This is a genomic window from Streptomyces sp. NPDC012825 (assembly GCF_042900925.1).
Lineage (GTDB): Bacteria > Actinomycetota > Actinomycetes > Streptomycetales > Streptomycetaceae > Streptomyces.
Map to the genome: position 1 here is coordinate 69,965 of NZ_JBIBBZ010000014.1, position 19,838 is coordinate 89,802.

The following is a 19,838-nucleotide window of genomic DNA, read 5'->3' on the forward strand; positions in this document are numbered from 1 at the left end:
TTCCCGGGGCCCGCCCGGCGGGCCGGGGCCGGAGGGGCCCTACAGCGAACGCATCCGGTTGATCTCCGACGACTGCTGGGCGATCACGTCGTTCGCCATCTCCTCCACGAGGCCGTTGTTGCCCGCGCCCAGCAGCTCCGCCGCCATCGTCACGGCCCCCTGGTGGTGCGTGATCATGAGCTTCAGGAAGAGCGCGTCGAAGGCCTTCCCCCGGGCCTTCCGCAACTCGGCCAGCTGGGCCTCCGTGGCCATGCCCGACATCGAGTGGTGATCGTGCGCCCCCTGCTCGCGCGGCCCGCCGTTGTTCTCCAGCCACCCCTCCATCGCGCCGATCTCCGGCTTCTGCGCGGCCGAGATGCGTTCGGCGACCTTCCTGACCCCGACCGACTCCGCCCGCCCCGGCACCAGTTCCGTCATCGTCAGGGCCTGCCGGTGGTGCACGATCATCATCTGGACGTACCGGAAGTCCGCGCCGTTCGGGCTCTCGTCGGGCAGCAGCCGGGCGGCCTCCTCCGGGCTGATCCGCCGGGCCGGCTCGCCCGGCTTCCCCGGCGCGAGAACGGTGCCCCCGGTCGGGGCCGCCCGCGGCGACCCCTCGTCCGGCGCCGAGTCGCAGGCGGCCAGGGCGAGTACGGCGACGGCGGACAGGGCCGCGGCGACCACGGCACGCTGACGGCGGATCAACAACGCGTCCTCCAGGTGTTCTTGCGGGACCGGGACCGTTCCCAGCACTTTTCTCCGGGCGACCGACCGGAATCCTTCATCACGTCTGTGTTGCCATCTGTTGAGATGTGCACGGCAAGGAACATACTGCCGGGGTCCCACACCCGTTCGGGACCGAACGGACACCAGGGAGGACGGAGTGACTTCGTTGCGTACCCCGCGTACCACGACCACCGCGCGCGACCCGCGCGGACGGATCAGACGCCTGGGCGTGGCATCCGCCGCGGCCGGACTGCTGGCCACGCTGCTCGCCGCCGGACCCGTGGCCGCCATCCCCGACCCCGGAGACGCCCCCGGGCGGACCGCGGTCTCCTCGGAACAGGCCGCCGGCGCGCGCTCCGCGATCCGGAGCGGCGAGATACCCGGCGTGGACGAGATCGTCCACACCCGGAACATCGAGCACCTCGCGAACATCCCCAAGGACGCGCTGCCGGGCTTCAACACGGACCTCGCCTTCCAGGGCGACTACGCCTTCGCCGGCAACTACGACGGCTTCCGGATCTTCGACATCAGCAGGCCGAAGTCCCCGAGGACCGTCGCCCAGGTCCTCTGCCCCGGCTCCCAGAACGACATCTCGGTCTCCGGGGACCTGCTCTTCCTCTCCACCGACTCCTCCCGGAGCGACGACTCCTGCGCGAGCACCACACAGCCCGCCACCGTCAAGGAGTCCTGGGAGGGCATGAAGATCTTCGACATCAGCGACATCGCGAACCCGAAGTACGTCGCCTCCGTCGAGACCGCCTGCGGCTCCCACACCCACACGATCGTGCCGCAGCGCAAGGACGTGTACATCTACGTCTCCTCGTACGGCCCCGGCGACAACCTGCCGGACTGCCGGCGCCCGCACGACGGCATCTCGGTCATCAAGGTGCCCCGCAAGGCGCCCCAGCAGGCCAGGCTCGTCGGCTTCCCCGTCCTCTTCCCGGGCGAGGGCCCGGACGGCGGCGGCAATCCGGGCTCCCCCACCAACCCGGGCGTCTCCAAGACCACCGGCTGCCACGACATCACCGTGCTGCCCGAGAAGGACCTCGCGGCCGGCGCCTGCATGGGCGACGGCATCCTCTTCGACATCTCGGACCCCGAGCGGCCCCGGGTGATCGACCGCGTCCAGGACAACGTCAACTTCGCGTTCTGGCACTCCGCGACCTTCAACCAGAAGGCGAACAAGGTCGTCTTCACCGACGAGCTCGGCGGCGGCGGCGCGGCCACCTGCAACGCCGAGGTCGGCCCCAACCGGGGCGCCGACGGCATCTACGACATCGTCGGCAAGGGCAAGAAGCGCAAGCTCGTCTTCCGCGGCTACTTCAAGATCCCGCGCCACCAGGCCGCCACCGAGAACTGCGTCGCCCACAACGGCTCCCTGATCCCGGTCAAGGGCAAGGACCTCATGGTCCAGGCCTGGTACCAGGGCGGCGTCTCCGTCTGGGACTTCACGAACTCGGCCGAGCCGAGGGAGATCGCCTACTTCGAGCGCGGCCCTCTCTCCGAGACCTCCCTGTCGGTCGGCGGCTCGTGGTCCGCGTACTACTACAACGGTCACATCTACTCGAACGACATCGCCAAGGGCTTCGACGTCCTCAGGATCTCCGACCGCCTCACCGACCCCGCGAAGCGGATCCGCCTGGACGAGCTCAACGTCCAGACGCAGCCGGACTACTTCGACTGAACCGGCCCGCCGAGGCCCTCACGGCCCGTCGGCGACCTGAACGACGGCGCGCCGTCGGGCGGACCCCCGTCCGGCGGCGCGCCCAGCCCCCAGTCCAGCCCGTACCGCACGAACAGCTCCGACCGCAGCCGCGTCCACGGCATCGGGGCCCCCGGCAGCAGCACCGCCACCACCGCGCCCATCAGCAGCGCCCGCAGCAGCGGATACTCCGTGTCCACGTCCTCGGATCCGTACCGCTCGACGGTGTCGCGCAGCAGGAGGGCGAGGCGCTGCTGCTCCTCGCACCGCACGAAGCCCTCGGCCTGAAGGATGCCCGCCATGTGGGTCCGCATCAGGGTAGGGCGCTCCACCGCGAGCCCCAGGATCGCGTCGATCGCGCGGGCGAGCCGCTCCCGGCCGTCCTCCGTGCGCGGCTCGCGTTCGAGCGCCGCCTCCAGCGTGAGGTGCATCAGCCGGTGCACCGCCGACTGGAGCAGCTGCCGCTTGCCCGGGAAGTAGTACGAGATCAGACCCCGCGCCGTGCCGGCCCGTTCCGCGATGTCGCCGAGCGTGGTCGCCTCGTAGCCCTTGGTGTCGACGAGCTCCACGGTGGCCTGCAGAATGCGCTCCCGGGAACGTCGCCGAAGCTCTTCATTGACCGATGGGCTACGCGGGGACATGCTGGACTCCTGCGTTGACTGGCTGCCGGCCAATATACTCGGCGCATCCCGTCGGCCTGCCTCCGTGGCGGACCGCCGGGGAAGCCGTCTGTTCTGGGCGACACGGGGGATCGTCCAGAACAGGCGGCTTCATCGTTCTCCTCCCGTTCCGCCGCTCCCGTCCCCGCCGCCGGCCCGCGCGCCGCGCCGCTCGGTCCCGCGGTGCGCGAGGATCGCCACGGCCACGCAGAACCAGCCGAGGAGCCAGCCCCCGACGACGTCCGAGGGCCAGTGCACGCCCAGGTAGACCCGGGTGCAGCCCACCCCGAGCACCGAGACGACCGCGGCGCCCGCGAGCGCGCCCCAGCCGCGCCACCCGTCCCGCCAGTGCAGCGCGAGGACCCAGAGGAGCAGCCCGCAGGTGACCGTCGCCGTCATCGCGTGCCCGGACGGGAAGGCCGCGTAGTGCGCCGAGTCGACCGGGTCGGGCCACTGGGGCCGCGCCCGCCCGACCAGCGCCTTCAGGCCCTGCTGGAGCAGCACGGCGAGGACGCTCGTCCCGACCACCCACAGGGCGAGCCGCCGCTCCCTCCGCCACCACAGCAGCACCGCGGTGCCGGCGGCCAGGGCGCGCATCGTCAACGGGTCCCAGACCCAGTCGCTCAGGACGCGGTTGACCCGGGTGAGGCCGGGGTGGGCGACGGCGCCGCGGTGCAGCTCCTCGGCGACCGACCGGTCGAAGGAGAGCAGCGGCGACCACCCGGCGGCGACGAGCGCGAGCAGCAGGACGGACAGGACTCCGGAGACCACGGCGGAGGAGCGCATGGGCCGATCCTGCCCCAGGACCGCCCCCGTACGATCCCTCACGCACCCCGCGCGTCTCCCGGAGCATCCGCCGTGAAGCTTCTAGCCCAGCGCGCGCAGGGCCGGGACGAAGGCCACGAACACCGGGACCACGGGCACCAGGGCCGCGGCCGCCGTCAGGCGCAGCCGGCGTCCGGCGGTGAGCCGGGGCGCCGCGGTCAGGAGGCGGTTCACCCGCTGGGGCAGGCCCGCGCCCGGGGTCGGGCCGGGACCGAACACCCCCCGCTCCTCGTTCAGTTCGACCAGCGCGAGCGCGATCGTCAGACGGCCGAACCGGCGCGAGGCCACGTCGTCGGCGGCCAGCTCCACCAGGCGGTGCATCTCCTCGCGGAAGGCCGTGAAGACGGGGATCCCCGGGAAACCGGCGGCCAGCGCCGCCGAGCAGTGCAGCAGCCAGTCGTGCCGGGCGCGGGCGTGGCCCTGCTCGTGCGCCAGGACCGCGTCCAGCTGACGCCCCTTCAACCGGCGCAGCGCCGCCGTGGTGATGACCAGCTGGGGCGTGGGCCCCGCCAGCCACCAGGCGTCCGCCCGCTCGCCCTCCAGGACCACCAGGCGCTCGCCGCTCGGCTCCTCCCCGGGCATCAGGGGCGCGCGGACGAGCAGGTCGCAGCGGCGCTGCCGGCGCCGGGCCCTGGCCCGGCCGATCTCCCGGCCCAGCATCGCCCCGGACCACACCCCGCCGGCCGCGAGGGCCACCGCGAGCACCGCGGACCAGGGGCCGCTCGTGCCGAGCTCGTACGCCTCGATCACGGCGCTCGGCGCGGGCGCGAAGACCTGCCCCCGTACGGCCTGCCAGGCGACGGACGCGCTGAACGTCATGGAGAGCGCGAAGCTCAGCAGGACGGCGGCCACCACGCACTGCCACACCCACAGGGCCACCACGGGTTCTCGCTCGACCCAGTCCGCCCGGGACAGCAGCCGGGGGGCCGCGAGGGCGGTCAGGAGGCCGAGCAGGAACAGCACGAGGGAGACCCACATGGCGCCAGCCTATGAGCGCGGTACCGGCCGGGGGTACGGGCACGGAGAGCAAGTGACGTACGCCACGGTTTCGTTGCCCCCCACCCCGCCCCGCCCCGCCCAGTCCAGTCCGGCCTCGTCCCGCCCCCCTCGGGTCCCTTCCTGCCCCCGCGCCCCCTCGGAGCCCTCAGAGCGTCACGAGCATCGCCACCATGCCCAGCGCCATCGACAGACGGCACGCCAGCGTCATCTCCGACCCGCCCGCCCGGGCCGTCCCGCCGCCCGTCGGCGCGGGACCGCCCGCGGGCGCCGTCGCCGGGACGAGCCGCGCCCCCGCGCGCAGCACGTACACCACGTAATAGAGGAGGAGCCCGCCCGTGAGCACGGGTATGCCCCCCGCGCCCGCCGCCGCGTGCCCCGCGTGCGCCCCCGGTGCGCCCGGAGCGGCCATCGCCACCGCCATGTAGACCATGGCGAGCGAGCCCACCAGGTGGTGCAGGTGGTGACCGCCGCGCCGGACGGCGAGCAGGCCGTGCAGCGCCGTCGCGCCGAACACCGCCGCGTACACCGCCCAGCTCCACCCCGGCGGCGTCAGGACCGCCGCGGGCAGCGCCATGAACGCCATCCCGAACCCCATCACCGCCTCGCCGCCCGCCGCCCGCCGCTCCTCCCCGGCGCACGCGCGCGTCCGCAGCAGGCAGTACAGGCCCGTCACCGCGCACAGGGCGGCCAGCAGCCACCCGGACAGCGCCGGTCCGTGCACGGCACACCTCCCCCTCGACACCGTTCCCCCCGGGGGAAGGTGCCCGCCTCCCCGGAGGGGTACGCGAGCGCACGGTTGCGTACGGGCGTACGAGGGGGAGCGAAAGGCGCGCGCGTTAGGCTCGGGGCGATCGCGCACGCCGATCGTCGACGCCCGAGGGGAGCCCCCGTACATGGACACCGCCACGTCCCAGGAGACCGGCCGGATCAGCTACCGCGAAGCGGTCCTGGAGGACGTCCCCGTCCTCGTCCCGCTCGTGGAGTCGGCCTACCGGGGCGACGCCAGCCGGGCCGGCTGGACCACGGAGGCGGACATCCTCCAGGGGCAGCGCACCGACCCCGAGGGCGTGGCCGCCGTCATCACCGCCCCCGGCAGCCGCCTCCTGGTCGTCGAGCGGGACGGCGAGACCGTCGCCTGCTGCCAGCTGGAGCACCGCGGCGGGGCCGCCTACTTCGGCATGTTCGCCGTCCGCCCCGAGCTCCAGGGCGCGGGCCTCGGCAAGCGGATCATCGCGGAGGCCGAGCGCCGGGTGCGCGAGCTGTGGGACGTGAGCGAGATGCACATGACGGTGATCTCCGTGCGCGAGGAGCTGATCGCCTGGTACGAGCGGCGCGGCTACCGGCGGACGGGCCGCACGACGCCGTTCCCCTACGGCGACGAGCGCTTCGGCGTGCCCCAGCGCGACGACCTGGAGTTCGAGCTGCTGGTCAAGCCCCTGGTGTGAACCGGGACCCTGAAGGGCCGGGATGGCGGAAGCATGGCCTCACCCTTGGTCGACAGGAAAAACTTCTGTCGACAGGGGGGTCGCGCAGGATAATTTCCCTTGCTCCTCTTGTGGGGGAGAAGCGTCGATGTATACGGTGTCTTGACGCGAGGTTCTCCTGTGGAGGAAGAGGCATGACGGAAATTCTTGTGCAGGACGTGACCGGTGGGGGGATATCCACCGACGCCCGGGTGATCGACCACCCGGCCTGGCCCGAGCTCAAGAGTGCCGTGGAGGAGATCCGCGCCTGGCAGCGCGCGGACGGATCCATCGACTTCGAGGCCGGGGACGCCCCCGCCCGCTCCCTCGTCGAGCTGACCCTCGACCGGGTGGTCGCCGCGGTCGAGCAGCTCTCCCCGCTCCTCCCGCACGACGCCGCCTACCACCGCGCCCTCGTCTCCGACCTGCGCAAGTGGGCCGAGAGCGGCTTCGCGGTGCCGGACTTCCTGGACGCGCTGCTCGCCTTCCAGCCGGCCGCCGACCGCGCCGACGGGCTCCAGCACCTCGTGCTCTTCCCGATGTACACGCAGAACGGCAACCCGGACCGCAACTTCGAAGCGGTCGTGCTCCGCATGGTCTGGCCCGAGTGGCTCGCCGACCTGGAGCGCACCCGCTACGACAACCCGCTCTTCTGCGGCATCACCTTCGAGGACTTCACCGCCGGGTACGACACCAACTCGGCCGTCCTCTTCCCGGAGACCATCGCCGTCCGCGAGGCCCCCGAGCGCTTCAGCTGGGGCGGCATCTTCTGCGACCGCGAGGCCGCCCGCTTCCGCAAGGTCACCGAGGCCGCCGTCGACACCCTGGGCATCGACCTGCCCGCCGACATCGCCGCCATGATCGACGACCAGGAGCGCTGCGAGAAGGCCTTCGTCCTCTGGGACATGGTCCACGACCGCACCCACAGCCATGGCGACCTGCCCTTCGACCCCTTCATGATCAAGCAGCGCCAGCCCTTCTGGATGTACGGCCTGGAGGAGCTCCGCTGCGACCTCACCGCCTTCAAGGAGGCCGTGAAGCTGGAGGCCGAGGGCAACACGCACGGCCGTGACGTGCAGTACGCCGTCCTCTTCGACCGCATGTTCCGCTTCCCGCTCTCCGGCGACCGGAACCGCAACTACGACGGCCTCGGCGGCCAGCTCCTCTTCGCGTACCTCCACAAGCACGACGTGGTGCGCTGGACGGACAACACGCTCAAGATCGACTGGCAGCGGGCCCCCGAGGTCACCAACCAGCTCTGCGCCGACATCGAGAAGCTCTATCGCGACGGCATCGACCGCCCCAAGCTCGTCCACTGGTTCAAGGCGTACGAGCTGGTCTCCACCTACCTCGCCCCGCACCCGGGCTCGAAGTGGGCCAAGGGCCCCGACGCCCTCGACCTCTCCCTGCCGCCGCGCAAGCTCGTCGACGACGTGCTTCCGGACGAGTTTCCGCTCAGCATGTTCTTCGAGGCCCTCGCCAAGAAGCTGAAGGGCGTGATCGCCGACACCAAGGGGATCACCGCCGCCGGCGCCCCGCGCACCGAGCGGGCCGCCGCGTGAGCGCTCCTGCCGAGCACCCGGGTAAGACGGAGGAGACGGTGCCCATGAACGCCGACGGAAACGGCGGGCCGCTCGACGGCGCCGTCATCGCGGTCGCCGGTGCGGCCGGACCCGCGGGCCGCGCCACGCTGCTGCGGCTCGCCGAGGCGGGCGCGACCGTGATCGCGTCCGACGCCGACCCGGCCCGCCTCGCGGAGGCCGTCGACGCGGCCCGCTACGCGCACGGCGGCGCCACGGTCGTCGGCGACACCGTCGACCTGCTCGACCTCGCCGCCACCCGCGACTGGGCCGCCAAGACCGAGAAGGAGTTCGGCCGGATCGACGGCCTGGTCCACCTCGTCGGCGGCTGGCGCGGCAGCCCCTCCTTCACGGAGACCGAGCTCAAGGACTGGGACTTCCTGGAGAAGCTCCTGATCCGCACGGTCCAGCACACCTCGCTCGCCTTCCACGACCCGCTGCTCCGCGCGGGCGGCCGCGGCCGCTACGCCCTGATCAGCCAGGCCGGCGCCCACAAGCCGGTCGCGGGGAACGCCGCGTACAACGCGGGCAAGGCGGCGGCCGAGGCCTGGACCCTGGCCATGGCGGACTCCTTCCGCAAGCTGGGGGGCGACGACGGCCCGCAGGCGGCGGCTGCGATCCTGGTGGTCAAGGCGTTGGTGCACGAGGCGATGCGCGCCGAGCGCCCCAGCGCGAAGTTCGCGGGCTTCACCGACGTCGACGACCTGGCCGCGGAGATCGCCGGCCTGTGGGACAAGCCCGCCCAGGAAGTGAATGGACAGCGTCTGTGGCTGACCCCCAAGCCGTGACCGCGGCCCTCGGCCCCAGGACCGACGCGCGTCGTCACCACGACCCGTCGGTCCGGGGCTTCGCCAGCGACAACTACGCCGGCGCCCACCCCGAGGTCCTCGCGGCCCTCGCCCTCGCCAACGAAGGCCACCAGGTCGCCTACGGCGAGGACCAGTACACCGACCACCTCCAGCGGATCGTGCACAGCCACTTCGGTCCGGGCGCCGAGGCCTTCCCGGTCTTCAACGGGACCGGGGCCAACGTGACCGCCCTCCAGGCGCTCACCGACCGCTGGGGCGCCGTGATCTGCGCCGAGTCCGCCCACATCAACGTGGACGAGGGCGGCGCGCCGGAGCGGATGGGCGGCCTCAAGCTGCTCACCGTGCCGACCCCGGACGGCAAGCTCACCCCCGAGCTGATCGACCGGCAGGCCTGGGGCTGGGAGGACGAGCACCGGGCCATGCCCCAGGTCGTCTCGATCACCCAGAACACCGAGCTGGGCACCGTCTACACGGTGGACGAGATCCGCGCGATCGTGGAGCACGCCCACTCCAAGGGCATGAAGGTGCACCTCGACGGGGCCCGGATAGCCAACGCCGCCGCCTCGCTCGACGTGCCCATGCGCGCCTTCACCAACGCGGTGGGCGTGGACGTGCTCTCGTACGGCGGCACCAAGAACGGCATGATCTTCGGCGAGGCCGTGATCGTGCTGAACCCCGACGCGGTCAGCCACATGAAGCACCTGCGCAAGCTGTCCATGCAGCTCGCGTCGAAGATGCGGTTCGTGTCGGTGCAGCTGGAGGCGCTGCTCGCGAAGGACCTCTGGCTGCGCAACGCCCGCCACGCCAACGCGATGGCCCAGCGCCTCGCGGCCGGCGTGCGCGCCCTCGACGGGGTGGAGATCCTCTACCCGGTCCAGGCCAACGCGGTCTTCGCCCGCCTCCCGCACGAGGTGAGCCGCCGGCTCCAGGAGCGCTTCCGCTTCTACTTCTGGGACGAGGCCGCCGGCGACGTGCGCTGGATGTGCGCCTTCGACACCACGGAGGACGACGTGGACGCCTTCCTCCAGGCACTGAAGGAAGAGCTGGCCCGCTAGCTCGGATTGAATAAATATACGGACGGACGGAAAGTCATTGACTCCGTCCGGCCGTCTTCGTAGGGTCGTCCCGCATGGAACTCATCCAGCAGGACCCGAACGTCAACGCCTACCTCGCCGCCGGTGAGGCCGTCGATCACGAGCACCCGCGCGTACGGGAGAGGGCGGACCGGCTCTCCGCCGAGCATCCCGGCGCATACTCATACGCCGAAGCCGCCTTCGTGTACATCCGCGACGCCGTCCCGCACTCCATGGACACCGGCGACCCCCGCGTCACCTGGCGCGCCTCCGACGTCCTGGAGCTGCGCACCGGCATCTGCTACGCCAAGTCGATCGCCTACGCGGCGCTGCTGCGGGCCCGGGGCATCCCGGCCGCCCTCTGCTACCAGCGGCTCACCGACGACGACGGGTCCCACCCCGTGGTGCACGGCCTCACCGCCGTCCTGCTGCCGGGGGAGCGGGACTGGGCCCGCCAGGACCCGAGGGGCAACGTGCCGGGCGTCGACGCCCGCTTCTCCCTCGGGGAGGAACGCCTCGCGTGGCCCGTACGGCCGGAACTCGGCGAGGTGGACTACCCGCTGCTCCACGCCGAGCCCCACCCGGCGGTCCTGGCGGCCCTGAGGGCCGCCCCCGACCTGACCCGCCTGAAGCGGACGCTCCCCGCGGAGCTCGGGCCGGTCAGGCTTCCCTGACCTGCGCCGGCGTCGGAGCCGTACCCCCGAGGTGCGCGGGCACCCACCAGGTGTCGCCCGCGTCCTTGGGGCGGACCGGGTAGGCGCGCTGCGCGGCCTCCAGGAGCTCCTGGACGCGCTCGCGCAGCCGCCGGGTGATGGCGCCCGCGTACTGGTCGGTGGGGGCCTCCATGGCCTCGCCGACGCGGATCGTCACCGGGATGTGGTTCCGCTTGAAGTTCCGCGGCCGGCCCTTCGTCCAGACCCGCTGGGTGCCCCACAGCGCCATCGGGATCAGTGGGACGCCCGCCTCCTGCGCGAGGCGCGCCGCACCCGTCTTGAAGCCCTTGAGCGTGAAGGACTGGGAGATGGTCGCCTCGGGGAAGACGCCGACGATCTCGCCGGACCGCAGCGACTCCAGGGCGTGCTTGTAGGCGTGCTCGCCCTGGGAGCGGTCCACCGGGATGTGCTTCATGCCGCGCATGAGCGGGCCCGAGACCTTGTGCCGGAAGACCGAGTCCTTCGCCATGAAGCGCACCAGACGCTTCTGCGGCAGCGCGGCGAGGCCGGTGAAGATGAAGTCCAGGTAGCTGATGTGATTGCTGACCAGGACGGCTCCGCCGGTCCGCGGGATGTGCTCCGAACCCTGTGTGTCGATCTTCAGGTCCAGCGCCTTGAACATGGTCAGGGCGGCGCCGATGACCGGCCGATAGACGAGTTCTGCCATCGGAGAGGAACCCCTTCTTCCTGCTTGTCCGGGGAGGGTTCTCCCGGCGAAGTTACGCGGCCGTAGGTTTTCGGCTTCGGGCAGATCGTGCCCCATGGGGGACGCTGTGACCAGCCCGAGCGCCGTCGTGCGGCGAGATTCTCGTCACTCGCGGTGGCCGGAACGGGAATCGAACGCCCGCTCCGTGATGCTGTACCCCGTGACGCGCGGAACAGACGTGTACGGACGCGGAGGAAGAGAGGGAGCGGGATGAGCGAGGTCCTGGGACCGGAGGTGCTCGGCGCCGAGCTGGGGGAGCGGGCCACCCTGGTCCAGTTCTCGACCGCCTTCTGCCAGCCCTGCCGGGCGACCCGCCGCACCCTCGCCGAGGTCGCCGCGATGGTGCCCGGCGTGGGACACGTCGAGATCGACGCCGAGGAGCGGCTCGACCTCGTGCGCGCGCTCGGCGTCGCGCGCACCCCCACCGTGCTCGTCCTCGACCGGACCGGCCGGGTCGTCCGCCGGGCCGCCGGACAGCCCCGCAGGGCGGACGTCATCGCGGCCCTGGGCCGGGCGGTCTGACGCGGTGACCCTCCTCCCACATCGCGGTACGCACTTGACTGCAACCGCCACCGATCGTCACCCTGACGGGGTGACTCTGGAACTCCTTCTCTACGGCCGGGCCCACGTGGACCTGGCCCGCAACGCGAGCGCGCGCTGTCCGGGCGTCTGACCCACCCCAGGACTCCTCTCATGCCGCCCTCGCAGAAGGACAATTCCATGACGGTTTCGCCCGAGCTCCGCACCGTTCCCACGATCGGCGCGCCCCGGCAGGCCTCTCCCGATCTGCTCCGCTCCGTCTTCCGCCGGCACGCCGCCGGCGTCGCGGTCGTCACCGCGCACGGCGAGCGCCCCGTGGGGTTCACCGCGACCTCGCTCAACTCCGTTGCCGCCGAACCGCCCCTGATCTCCTTCGGTGTGGGCACCACGTCCTCCTCCTGGCCGGTGGTCTCCGAGGCCGAGTTCATCGGCGTGCACATACTCGGTGAGCACCAGCAGGACCTGGCCGCCACCTTCGCGCGCAGCGGCGCCGACCGCTTCGGTGAGGGGACCCGCTGGAGCGCCGGACCCGAGGGGGTGCCCGTGCTCGACGACGTCCTCGCCTGGCTGGTGTGCCGCGTCGTGGCCCGGGTGCCCGCCGGGGACCACCGGATCGTCATCGCGGAGGCGGTCGCGGGCGACCCGGACGGGGCGGGCCGGCCGCTCCTCTACCACCACGGGCGCTTCAACGCGCTGCGCGACTGAGAGTTCCCGTACGCGCCGCTCTCCGCGCGTTGGCAAGGTCACACGGCTGAGCGCTTGCTCAGCGGTAACGAACTGGGTGTACTGGCGAGTAATATTTCGGTCGGGGCGTCCGGCGCCCCGACCGGAAACCCGCCCTTCAGGCGCCTATGCTGCGAGCAACAAGGCAGCCCAGTTATGACGATGCAGTAGGAGAGCCGGCGTGAGCTTGAGGATCGTTGTCTGTGTGAAGTACGTGCCCGACGCCACCGGCGACCGGCACTTCGCCGATGACCTGACGGTGGACCGCGACGACGTCGACGGCCTGCTGTCGGAGCTCGACGAGTACGCGGTCGAGCAGGCCCTGCAGATCGCGGAAGAGGCGGACGACGCCGAGGTCACCGTGCTCACGGTCGGCCCCGAGGACGCCAAGGACGCGCTGCGCAAGGCGCTGTCCATGGGCGCCGACAAGGCGGTCCACGTCGAGGACGACGACCTGCACGGCTCCGACGTCATGGGCACCTCGCTGGTGCTCGCCAAGGCCATCGAGAAGACCGGCTACGACGTGGTCATCGCCGGCATGGCCTCCACCGACGGCGTCATGGGCGTCCTGCCCGCGATCCTCGCCGAGCGCCTGGGCGTTCCGCAGGTCACCCTGCTCTCCGAGGTCAAGATCGAGGGTGGCCCCAACGGTACGGTCACCGGCCGCCGCGACGGCGACGCCGCCTCCGAGCAGCTGGAGGCCTCCCTCCCGGCCGTCGTCTCCGTGACGGACCAGTCGGGCGAGGCGCGCTACCCGTCCTTCAAGGGCATCATGGCCGCCAAGAAGAAGCCGGTGGAGTCCCTGGACCTCTCCGACCTCGACCTGGAGGCCGAGGAAGTGGGTCTGGAGGGCGCGTGGACCGCGGTCGACTCCGCCACCGAGCGTCCGGCCCGCACGGCCGGCACGATCGTCAAGGACGAGGGCGAGGGCGGCAAGCAGCTCGCCGAGTTCCTCGCGAGCCAGAAGTTCATCTGAGGCTTCAGCCGCGCGAGCCGGGAGCCCTCCCGGGGCTCGCGCGAGCCGCTCACACCTCCCCCTCACCTTCGCAGGAGACCGAATCCCCATGGCTGAGATCCTCGTCTACGTCGACCACGTCGACGGAGCCGTCCGCAAGCCCACCCTGGAGCTGCTGACGCTCGCCCGCCGCCTCGGCGACCCGGTCGCCGTCGCCCTCGGCAACGGCGCCGCCGACACCGCCCCGGCCCTCGCCGAGCACGGCGCGGTCAAGGTCCTGACCGCCGACGCGCCCGAGTTCGCCGACTACCTCGTCGTCCCCAAGGTCGACGCCCTCCAGGCCGCCCACGACGCCGTCTCCCCGGCCGCCGTCCTGGTCCCCTCCTCGGCCGAGGCCAAGGAGATCGCGGCCCGCCTCGCGGTCCGCATCGGCTCCGGCGTCATCACCGACGCCGTGGACCTGGAGGCCGGCGACGAGGGCCCGGTCGCGACGCAGGCCGTGTTCGCCGCCTCCTTCACCACCAAGTCCCGCGTCTCCAAGGGCACCCCGGTCATCACGGTCAAGCCGAACTCGGCCCCCGTCGAGGCCGCCCCGGCCGCCGGCACCGTCGAGGCCCTGTCGGTCTCCTTCGGCGCCCTCGCTACCGGCACCAAGGTCACCTCGCGCACCCCGCGCGAGTCGACCGGCCGCCCCGAGCTGACCGAGGCCGCGATCGTGGTCTCCGGCGGCCGCGGCGTCAACGGCGCCGAGAACTTCGCGATCATCGAGGCCCTCGCCGACTCGCTCGGCGCGGCCGTCGGCGCCTCGCGCGCCGCGGTGGACGCCGGCTGGTACCCGCACTCCAACCAGGTCGGCCAGACCGGCAAGTCGGTCTCGCCGCAGCTGTACATCGCGTCCGGCATCTCCGGCGCGATCCAGCACCGCGCGGGCATGCAGACCTCGAAGACGATCGTCGCGGTCAACAAGGACGCCGAGGCGCCGATCTTCGAGCTCGTCGACTACGGCGTGGTGGGCGACCTCTTCGACGTCGTCCCGCAGCTGACCGAAGAGGTCAAGACCCGCAAGGGCTGACCTGCGGTTCTGTCGGGCCGGGGGCCGCACGGTGAACTCTCACCGTGCGGCCCCCGGCCGTTTCGGACACCCATTGACTCAGCTCCGACCGCCGGTTAACTTCACCATACGGATTGTTGATTCCGTGCAGCGGAAAACAGGAGGATAGTGGGATGGGTCAGCAGGAGAAGGTGTCGACGAGCCTCGCGGGCGCGGTCAGCGAGGGCATCAGCGCCTCCCTCGCCGAGGTGGACGCCGAGCTGGACCGCCGCTACCCGGGCGACCCCGGCACCCGCCAGCCCGTCCACACCGTCTACGTCCCCGGCAACGTCTTCGACGCCGGCACCGTCCGCTCCTGGGGCGACCAGGCCCTCGCCGCCCTCGACGAGCACGCCCCCGACGCCGCCTCCTTCGCCGCCGTCCTCGGCCTCTCCGACGACCTCGCCGAGGACGTGTACGGCCGTGTGCGGGCCAAGCTGGAGCGCGAGCCGATCGAGGACCTCCGGGTCGACTTCGAGGACGGCTACGGGGGCGACGACGAGGACCGGGACGCCGCCCGCGCCGCCCGGCTGATCTCCGAGGCGTACGCGCGGGGCACCGCCGCCCCGTACACGGGCATCCGGATGAAGTGCATGGAGGCCGCCGTACGCGACCGGGGCATCCGCACCACCGACGTCTTCCTCACCGGCCTCCTGGAGAACGGCGGCCTCCCCGAGGGCCTCGTCCTCACCCTCCCCAAGGTCACCTACCCCGAGCAGGTCACCGCCTTCGTGCGCCTCCTGGAGGCCTTCGAGAAGGCCCACGGCCTCGACGCCGGCCGACTCGGCTTCGAGATCCAGATCGAGACCAGTCAGGCCATCCTCGCCGCCGACGGCACCGCCGCCGTCGCCCGCATGATCGGCGCCGCCGAGGGCCGCGCCACCGGGCTGCACTACGGCACCTTCGACTACAGCGCCTGCCTCGGCGTCTCCGCCGCCTACCAGGCCAGCGACCACCCGGCCGCCGACCACGCCAAGGCGATCATGCAGGTCGCCGCCGCCGGCACCGGCGTCCGCGTCTCCGACGGCTCCACCAACGTCCTGCCGGTCGGCTCCACCGAGCACGTCCACGAGGCCTGGCGCCTGCACTACGGCCTCACCCGCCGCGCCCTCGCCCGGGCCTACTACCAGGGCTGGGACATGCACCCCGGCCACATCCCCACCCGCTACGCCGCCGTCTTCGCCTTCTACCGCGAGGGCTTCGAGGCCGCCGCCAAGCGCCTCTCCGCCTACGCCAACCAGGCGGGCGGCGACGTCATGGACGAGCCGGCCACCGCCAAGGCGCTGAGCTCCTACCTGCTGCGCGGCATCGATTGCGGCGCCCTCGACACCGCCGAGGTCGACGCCCTCACCGGCATGACCCGCGCCGCCCTCGACCGCTTCGCGGCCCCGCGCCGCGGCGACCTCACGGCCTCGGCCGAGTAGCCGGACGGCGGACCCGCCGACGGCCGGTGCCGGGCCGTCGGCGTCAGTCCGTCGGCGGCGGGACCTCGCCCGAGCCCCGGGCGAGGAGCGTCGTGCCGAGCACCACCCGCTCCGGCGCCCCGTCGGCCCCGTCCAGACGCCGGAACAACCGCTCCGCCGCCGTCCGGCCGAGCGCGGCGGCGTCCTGCGCGACGACCGTGATGCCGAGCAGGTCGGCCAGTTCGATGTCGTCGAAGCCGACCAGGGCGACCGGCCGGGCGTGCGCGGCGAGGACCCGGACGGCCGTGACGGTGACCCGGTTGTTCCCCGCGAACAGCGCCGTCACCGGCTCCGGCGCGGCCAGCATCCCCCGTACCGCCGCCCCCACCCGCTCCGGATCGGTCGGTCCCGGCGAGACCCACTCCTCCCGGACCGGCAGGCCCGCGTCCTCCATCGCCGCGCGGTAGCCGCGCAGCCGCTCGGCCGCCGTGTGGATCCGCGGGCGGTCGCCGACGAAACCGATCCGGCGGTGGCCGTGCGCGATCAGGTGCGCAGTGCCGTCGCGCGCCCCGCCGAAGCTGTCGGAGAGGACCTCGTCGGCCTCGATCCGCCCGGCGGGGCGGTCGACGAAGACCGTGGCGACGCCCGCCCTGATCTCGGGCTCCAGATAGCGGTGGTCGTCCCCGGCCGGGATGACGATGAGGCCGTCGACCCGGCGCGCGCACAGCGCGAGCGCCAGCTCCTGCTCCCGGTCGGGGTCCTCGGCGCTCGACCCGTTGATCAGCAGGGTCCCGTGCGCCCGCGCGACCTCCTCGACCGCCCGGCTCAGCGGACCGTAGAAGGGGTCGGCCAGGTCCTCCAGGACCAGACCGACGGTCGCGGTCCTGCCCTTGCGCAGGACCCGCGCGCTGTCGTTGCGCCGGAAGCCGAGGACCTCGATGGCCTCCTGCACCCGCCGCTCGGTGTCGGGGGTGACGCCCGGCTCGCCGTTCACCACCCGGGAGACCGTCTTCAGGCCCACGCCCGCCTTGGCGGCGACGTCCTTCATCGTGGGCCGGTTGCCGTAGCGGTGCTCGGGGCGGTGGGCGGTGTCGGCCACGGTCTGCGGTTCCTCCGTCGTGTCGGGACCCCGCCGTGGCCGGGCCGTCTTATCGGACTCCGGCACGAGCATAGGACCTGGACAACGTTGTCAAGCCACGTGAGACGATACGGACGCCCGACCGTTGCCGACCGTTCCCGGATGTCCCCGGAGGTTTCCCGCTCATGCACACCGACCTCGCCACGGGCCTCGTCGTCGCCCTCGACATCGGGGGCACCAAGATCGCCGGCGCCCTGGTCGACGGCGAGGGCCGCGTCCGAGCCCGGTCCCGGCGGCCCACGCCCGCGCGTGAGGACGGCGAGACGGTGATGGCGGCGGTCGAGGACGTCCTCGGAGAACTCGCCGCCTCCCCGCTGTGGGAGGCCGCCGACGCCGTCGGCATCGGCAGCGCCGGCCCGGTCGACGCGGCCCGGGGCACCGTCAGCCCCGTCAACGTCCCCGGCTGGCGCGACTATCCGCTCGTCGAGCGGGTCCACCGGGCCGCCGGCGGACGGCCCGTCACCCTCGTCGGCGACGGCGTCGCCATGACGGCCGCCGAACACTGGCTCGGGGCCGCCCGGGGCCACGACAACGCCCTCTGTCTCGTGGTCTCCACGGGCGTCGGCGGCGGCCTCGTTCTGGACGGGCGCCTCCACCCCGGCCCCACCGGCAACGCCGGTCACATCGGTCACATCGTGGTCGAGCTGGACGGCGAACCCTGCGCGTGCGGCGGGCGCGGCTGCGTCGAACGGATCGCCAGCGGCCCCCACCTGGCGCGGCGCGCCCTGGAGAACGGCTGGCGGCCGGGGCCCGACGGCGACGTCTCCGCCGCCGGGGTGGCCGCCGCCGCGCGCTCCGGGGACCCGGTGGCCACCGCCGCGTTCGAGCGCGCGGCCCGGGCGCTCGCGGCGGGCATCGCCGCCACGGCGGCCCTCGTCGAGATCGACATCGCGGTCGTCGGCGGCGGGGTGGCGGGCGCCGGCGAGGTCCTCTTCGCCCCGCTCCGGCGCGGCCTCCGCGACTACGCCACGCTCTCCTTCGTACGGAACCTGACGGTCGTCCCCGCCGTCACGGGCACGGACGCGGGCCTCCTCGGCGCGGCGGCGGCCGCCACGCGCGCGCGTGAGCCGGGGACACGCACCGGAGCGAACACGGCTGTACGGACCGGTCCCTGAGGTCGCACGCGAAGGCGTGCGCCGGCCCTTGACGCCGCACACACGAAAGCGCGCACCAGAGCGAACACGGGTGCGCGCGCCGGCTCTTGAGGCGGTGCACACCAAGCCGCGCCCCGCAGCGAACGCGGACGCCCACGCCGTCCCTCGGGGCCAGGGGCACGACATACGGGAGGAGGGGAGCCGTCGCGCGGCTCCCCTCCTCCCGTATCCGCTCACTCCCGGACCCGCTCGGCCCTCCTCTGTCCGACCAGTCTGCCCTCGGCCGACCTCCGCTCCGGTGGTCTCTGTTCGACGACCACCAGGAACGCGTCGGTCTCCAGGTCCATCACCACCCGGGCCGGCACCCCCTCATCGCGCCGCGCGCCGGCGAACTCCTCGGCCGGCCAGCTGCCCCGCGGGCCGCCGGCGGGAAAACGTTCGAGAACCGTACGACTCATCTCCACACCCCTCGTGCTTGCCGTTCCCAACGACGGTTTCCCCGAAGCGTCACGCACATGCCGATCCCTCCGTCGATCCATACGTTCGTGGTTTTCGTGGCAGGGTGTTGCGGGCAAGCCACAGACGGCTACCGAAGAGGGGGAAACGTGATCGTCTGGCTGAACGGGGCGTTCGGCGCGGGAAAGTCCAGCACCGCGCGTGAACTGGTCGATCTGATCCCGCACAGCACCCTGTACGACCCCGAGTCCACCGGCGGGGCGGTGCGCCGGCTCCTTCCCGCCAAGCGGCTCGCCGAGATCGAGGACTACCAGGACCTGCCCATCTGGCGACGGCTCGTCGTCGACACCGCCGCCGCCCTGCTCGCCGAGGTCGGCGGCGTCCTGGTCGTCCCCATGACCCTGCTCCGCCAGGGGTACCGCGACGAGATCTTCGGCGGACTCGCCGCCCGCCGCATCGAGGTGCGCCACATCCTGCTCGCACCTGAGGAAACGATCCTGCGGCAGCGGATCGACGCCCGGGCGGAGTACGGCGACCCCGAGGTCGACGCCCGGGTACGGGAGTGGTGCCACGGACACGTGGACCCGTACCGCGCCGCCCTCGACTGGCTCGCCGCCGACGCGTACACCGTCGACAACTCCGCGCTCACCGCGGCCGAGACCGCCCGGACCGTCGCCGACGCGGTCCGGGACGGGCTCGCCGCCCCCTGCGGGATCGTCCAGACGCCCGAGCCGACCGGCGAGACCGTCGCCGCCGGGGTGCTGCTCTTCGACGAACAGGACCGCTTCCTGCTCGTGGACCCCACCTACAAGCCCGGCTGGGAGTTCCCCGGCGGGGTCGTCGAGCCGGGCGAGCCCCCGGCCCGGGCCGGGATGCGGGAGGTGGCCGAGGAGGTCGGTCTGGTGCTCGACGCCGTGCCCCGGCTGCTGCTCGTCGACTGGGAGCGCCCCGCGCCCCCGGGGTACGGAGGGCTGCGCCTCCTCTTCGACGGCGGCACCCTCCGGCCCGCCGACACCAAGCGGCTGAGCCTCCCGGGGGCCGAACTGCGCGGCTGGCGCTTCGTCACCGAGGAGGAGGCCGCCGACCTGCTGCCGCCCGTCCGCTACCAGCGCCTCCGCTGGGCCCTGCGCGCGCGGGAACGGGGCACGGTCCTCAACCTGGAGGCCGGGGCCCCGGTGGGGTGAGCCGCCGGGGCGGACGGCCCG

At 72.8% G+C, this 19,838-nt stretch carries 21 protein-coding genes; 13 read left to right on the plus strand and 8 right to left on the minus strand.

Annotated features, from left to right (window positions below; genetic code table 11):
* Positions 1-39: 39 nt before the first annotated feature.
* A complete protein-coding gene (locus ACFY7E_RS24990) occupies positions 40-687 on the minus strand; it encodes a DUF305 domain-containing protein (protein ID WP_389488342.1) in 648 nt (215 codons plus the stop codon).
* 175 nt (positions 688-862) lie between these two features.
* Here ACFY7E_RS24990 and ACFY7E_RS24995 point away from each other — a divergent pair, with 175 nt between their 5' ends.
* A complete protein-coding gene (locus ACFY7E_RS24995; protein ID WP_389488344.1) occupies positions 863-2,389 on the plus strand; it encodes an LVIVD repeat-containing protein in 1,527 nt (508 codons plus the stop codon).
* Here the strand turns inward: ACFY7E_RS24995 and ACFY7E_RS25000 are convergent.
* From ACFY7E_RS25000 to ACFY7E_RS25015, 4 genes are all read right to left on the minus strand, one after another.
* A complete protein-coding gene (locus tag ACFY7E_RS25000) occupies positions 2,377-3,048 on the minus strand; it encodes a TetR/AcrR family transcriptional regulator (RefSeq protein WP_389488348.1) in 672 nt (223 codons plus the stop codon). The two genes, ACFY7E_RS24995 and ACFY7E_RS25000, sit on opposite strands and share 13 nt — an antisense overlap.
* 129 nt (positions 3,049-3,177) lie before the next feature.
* A complete protein-coding gene (locus ACFY7E_RS25005) occupies positions 3,178-3,852 on the minus strand; it encodes a phosphatase PAP2 family protein (protein WP_389488350.1) in 675 nt (224 codons plus the stop codon).
* Positions 3,853-3,933: 81 nt separating this feature from the next.
* A complete protein-coding gene (locus tag ACFY7E_RS25010) occupies positions 3,934-4,869 on the minus strand; it encodes a M56 family metallopeptidase (RefSeq protein ID WP_389488353.1) in 936 nt (311 codons plus the stop codon).
* Between the two features lie 166 nt (positions 4,870-5,035).
* On the minus strand, positions 5,036-5,611 hold the full coding sequence (locus tag ACFY7E_RS25015) for a DUF5134 domain-containing protein (protein ID WP_389488356.1): 576 nt from the start codon (positions 5,609-5,611) through the stop codon (positions 5,036-5,038).
* Between the two features lie 172 nt (positions 5,612-5,783).
* Here ACFY7E_RS25015 and ACFY7E_RS25020 point away from each other — a divergent pair, with 172 nt between their 5' ends.
* The 5 genes from ACFY7E_RS25020 (at position 5,784) to ACFY7E_RS25040 (ending at position 10,489) form a co-directional block, all read left to right on the plus strand.
* Entirely contained in the window at positions 5,784-6,335 is a 552-nt protein-coding gene (locus ACFY7E_RS25020; protein WP_389488359.1) for a GNAT family N-acetyltransferase, read from the plus strand.
* 173 nt (positions 6,336-6,508) lie between these two features.
* Positions 6,509-7,915, plus strand: coding sequence for a DUF6421 family protein (locus ACFY7E_RS25025; protein WP_389488362.1), 1,407 nt, complete (start codon positions 6,509-6,511; stop codon positions 7,913-7,915).
* Between the two features lie 44 nt (positions 7,916-7,959).
* Complete coding sequence (locus ACFY7E_RS25030) at positions 7,960-8,721, plus strand: SDR family NAD(P)-dependent oxidoreductase (RefSeq protein ID WP_389488364.1); 762 nt, start codon at positions 7,960-7,962, stop codon at positions 8,719-8,721.
* Positions 8,718-9,797, plus strand: coding sequence for a low specificity L-threonine aldolase (locus ACFY7E_RS25035; RefSeq protein WP_125665089.1), 1,080 nt, complete (start codon positions 8,718-8,720; stop codon positions 9,795-9,797). The genes ACFY7E_RS25030 and ACFY7E_RS25035 overlap by 4 nt, the downstream gene beginning before the upstream one ends.
* A 74-nt stretch (positions 9,798-9,871) precedes the next feature.
* Positions 9,872-10,489: a transglutaminase family protein gene (locus ACFY7E_RS25040; RefSeq protein ID WP_389488367.1), complete on the plus strand. Its 618-nt coding sequence runs from the start codon at positions 9,872-9,874 to the stop codon at positions 10,487-10,489.
* Here ACFY7E_RS25040 and ACFY7E_RS25045 read toward each other — a convergent pair.
* On the minus strand, positions 10,476-11,195 hold the full coding sequence (locus ACFY7E_RS25045) for a lysophospholipid acyltransferase family protein (protein ID WP_389488368.1): 720 nt from the start codon (positions 11,193-11,195) through the stop codon (positions 10,476-10,478). The genes ACFY7E_RS25040 and ACFY7E_RS25045 overlap by 14 nt on opposite strands.
* A 249-nt stretch (positions 11,196-11,444) precedes the next feature.
* Between ACFY7E_RS25045 and ACFY7E_RS25050 the strand changes: the two genes are divergently transcribed.
* The 5 genes from ACFY7E_RS25050 (at position 11,445) to ACFY7E_RS25070 (ending at position 15,966) form a co-directional block, all read left to right on the plus strand.
* A complete protein-coding gene (locus ACFY7E_RS25050) occupies positions 11,445-11,756 on the plus strand; it encodes a thioredoxin family protein (protein WP_125665075.1) in 312 nt (103 codons plus the stop codon).
* 198 nt (positions 11,757-11,954) lie between these two features.
* Positions 11,955-12,479 (plus strand): flavin reductase family protein, encoded by a 525-nt coding sequence (locus ACFY7E_RS25055; protein ID WP_389488371.1) that lies wholly within the window; start codon positions 11,955-11,957, stop codon positions 12,477-12,479.
* A 199-nt stretch (positions 12,480-12,678) separates the two neighbouring features.
* Positions 12,679-13,473, plus strand: coding sequence for an electron transfer flavoprotein subunit beta/FixA family protein (locus ACFY7E_RS25060; protein WP_389488374.1), 795 nt, complete (start codon positions 12,679-12,681; stop codon positions 13,471-13,473).
* Positions 13,474-13,561: 88 nt separating this feature from the next.
* The gene (locus tag ACFY7E_RS25065) at positions 13,562-14,524 is read left to right on the plus strand and encodes an electron transfer flavoprotein subunit alpha/FixB family protein (protein WP_389488376.1); all 963 of its coding nucleotides are present in this window, start codon (positions 13,562-13,564) and stop codon (positions 14,522-14,524) included.
* Positions 14,525-14,676: 152 nt separating this feature from the next.
* On the plus strand, positions 14,677-15,966 hold the full coding sequence (locus tag ACFY7E_RS25070; protein WP_389488378.1) for a DUF6986 family protein: 1,290 nt from the start codon (positions 14,677-14,679) through the stop codon (positions 15,964-15,966).
* Positions 15,967-16,009: 43 nt separating this feature from the next.
* Here the strand turns inward: ACFY7E_RS25070 and ACFY7E_RS25075 are convergent, their stop codons facing one another.
* Positions 16,010-17,044 (minus strand): LacI family DNA-binding transcriptional regulator, encoded by a 1,035-nt coding sequence (locus ACFY7E_RS25075; protein ID WP_389488380.1) that lies wholly within the window; start codon positions 17,042-17,044, stop codon positions 16,010-16,012.
* Between the two features lie 164 nt (positions 17,045-17,208).
* Here ACFY7E_RS25075 and ACFY7E_RS25080 point away from each other — a divergent pair, with 164 nt between their 5' ends.
* Positions 17,209-18,198 carry an ROK family protein gene (locus ACFY7E_RS25080; RefSeq protein ID WP_389488382.1) on the plus strand — a complete coding sequence of 330 codons (990 nt, stop codon included), beginning with the start codon at positions 17,209-17,211 and terminating at the stop codon, positions 18,196-18,198.
* A gap of 212 nt (positions 18,199-18,410) precedes the next feature.
* Here ACFY7E_RS25080 and ACFY7E_RS25085 read toward each other — a convergent pair whose 3' ends face one another.
* Complete coding sequence (locus tag ACFY7E_RS25085; protein ID WP_389488383.1) at positions 18,411-18,635, minus strand: hypothetical protein; 225 nt, start codon at positions 18,633-18,635, stop codon at positions 18,411-18,413.
* Between the two features lie 147 nt (positions 18,636-18,782).
* Between ACFY7E_RS25085 and ACFY7E_RS25090 the strand changes: the two genes are divergently transcribed.
* Entirely contained in the window at positions 18,783-19,817 is a 1,035-nt protein-coding gene (locus tag ACFY7E_RS25090; protein ID WP_389488385.1) for an NUDIX domain-containing protein, read from the plus strand.
* Positions 19,818-19,838: the final 21 nt, after the last annotated feature.

What these genes read in the sequence shown, in the direction of transcription:
- ACFY7E_RS25000 (WP_389488348.1), bottom strand. Translation starts at nt 3,048, where the DNA reads ATGTCCCCGCGTAGCCCATCGGTCAATGAAGAGCTTCGGCGACGTTCC.
- ACFY7E_RS25005 (WP_389488350.1), bottom strand. Translation starts at nt 3,852, where the DNA reads ATGCGCTCCTCCGCCGTGGTCTCCGGAGTCCTGTCCGTCCTGCTGCTC.
- ACFY7E_RS25010 (WP_389488353.1), bottom strand. Translation starts at nt 4,869, where the DNA reads ATGTGGGTCTCCCTCGTGCTGTTCCTGCTCGGCCTCCTGACCGCCCTC.
- ACFY7E_RS25020 (WP_389488359.1), top strand. Translation starts at nt 5,784, where the DNA reads ATGGACACCGCCACGTCCCAGGAGACCGGCCGGATCAGCTACCGCGAA.
- ACFY7E_RS25025 (WP_389488362.1), top strand. Translation starts at nt 6,509, where the DNA reads ATGACGGAAATTCTTGTGCAGGACGTGACCGGTGGGGGGATATCCACC.
- ACFY7E_RS25030 (WP_389488364.1), top strand. Translation starts at nt 7,960, where the DNA reads ATGAACGCCGACGGAAACGGCGGGCCGCTCGACGGCGCCGTCATCGCG.
- ACFY7E_RS25040 (WP_389488367.1), top strand. Translation starts at nt 9,872, where the DNA reads ATGGAACTCATCCAGCAGGACCCGAACGTCAACGCCTACCTCGCCGCC.
- ACFY7E_RS25045 (WP_389488368.1), bottom strand. Translation starts at nt 11,195, where the DNA reads ATGGCAGAACTCGTCTATCGGCCGGTCATCGGCGCCGCCCTGACCATG.
- ACFY7E_RS25050 (WP_125665075.1), top strand. Translation starts at nt 11,445, where the DNA reads ATGAGCGAGGTCCTGGGACCGGAGGTGCTCGGCGCCGAGCTGGGGGAG.
- ACFY7E_RS25055 (WP_389488371.1), top strand. Translation starts at nt 11,955, where the DNA reads ATGACGGTTTCGCCCGAGCTCCGCACCGTTCCCACGATCGGCGCGCCC.
- ACFY7E_RS25065 (WP_389488376.1), top strand. Translation starts at nt 13,562, where the DNA reads ATGGCTGAGATCCTCGTCTACGTCGACCACGTCGACGGAGCCGTCCGC.
- ACFY7E_RS25070 (WP_389488378.1), top strand. Translation starts at nt 14,677, where the DNA reads ATGGGTCAGCAGGAGAAGGTGTCGACGAGCCTCGCGGGCGCGGTCAGC.
- ACFY7E_RS25080 (WP_389488382.1), top strand. Translation starts at nt 17,209, where the DNA reads ATGCACACCGACCTCGCCACGGGCCTCGTCGTCGCCCTCGACATCGGG.
- ACFY7E_RS25085 (WP_389488383.1), bottom strand. Translation starts at nt 18,635, where the DNA reads ATGAGTCGTACGGTTCTCGAACGTTTTCCCGCCGGCGGCCCGCGGGGC.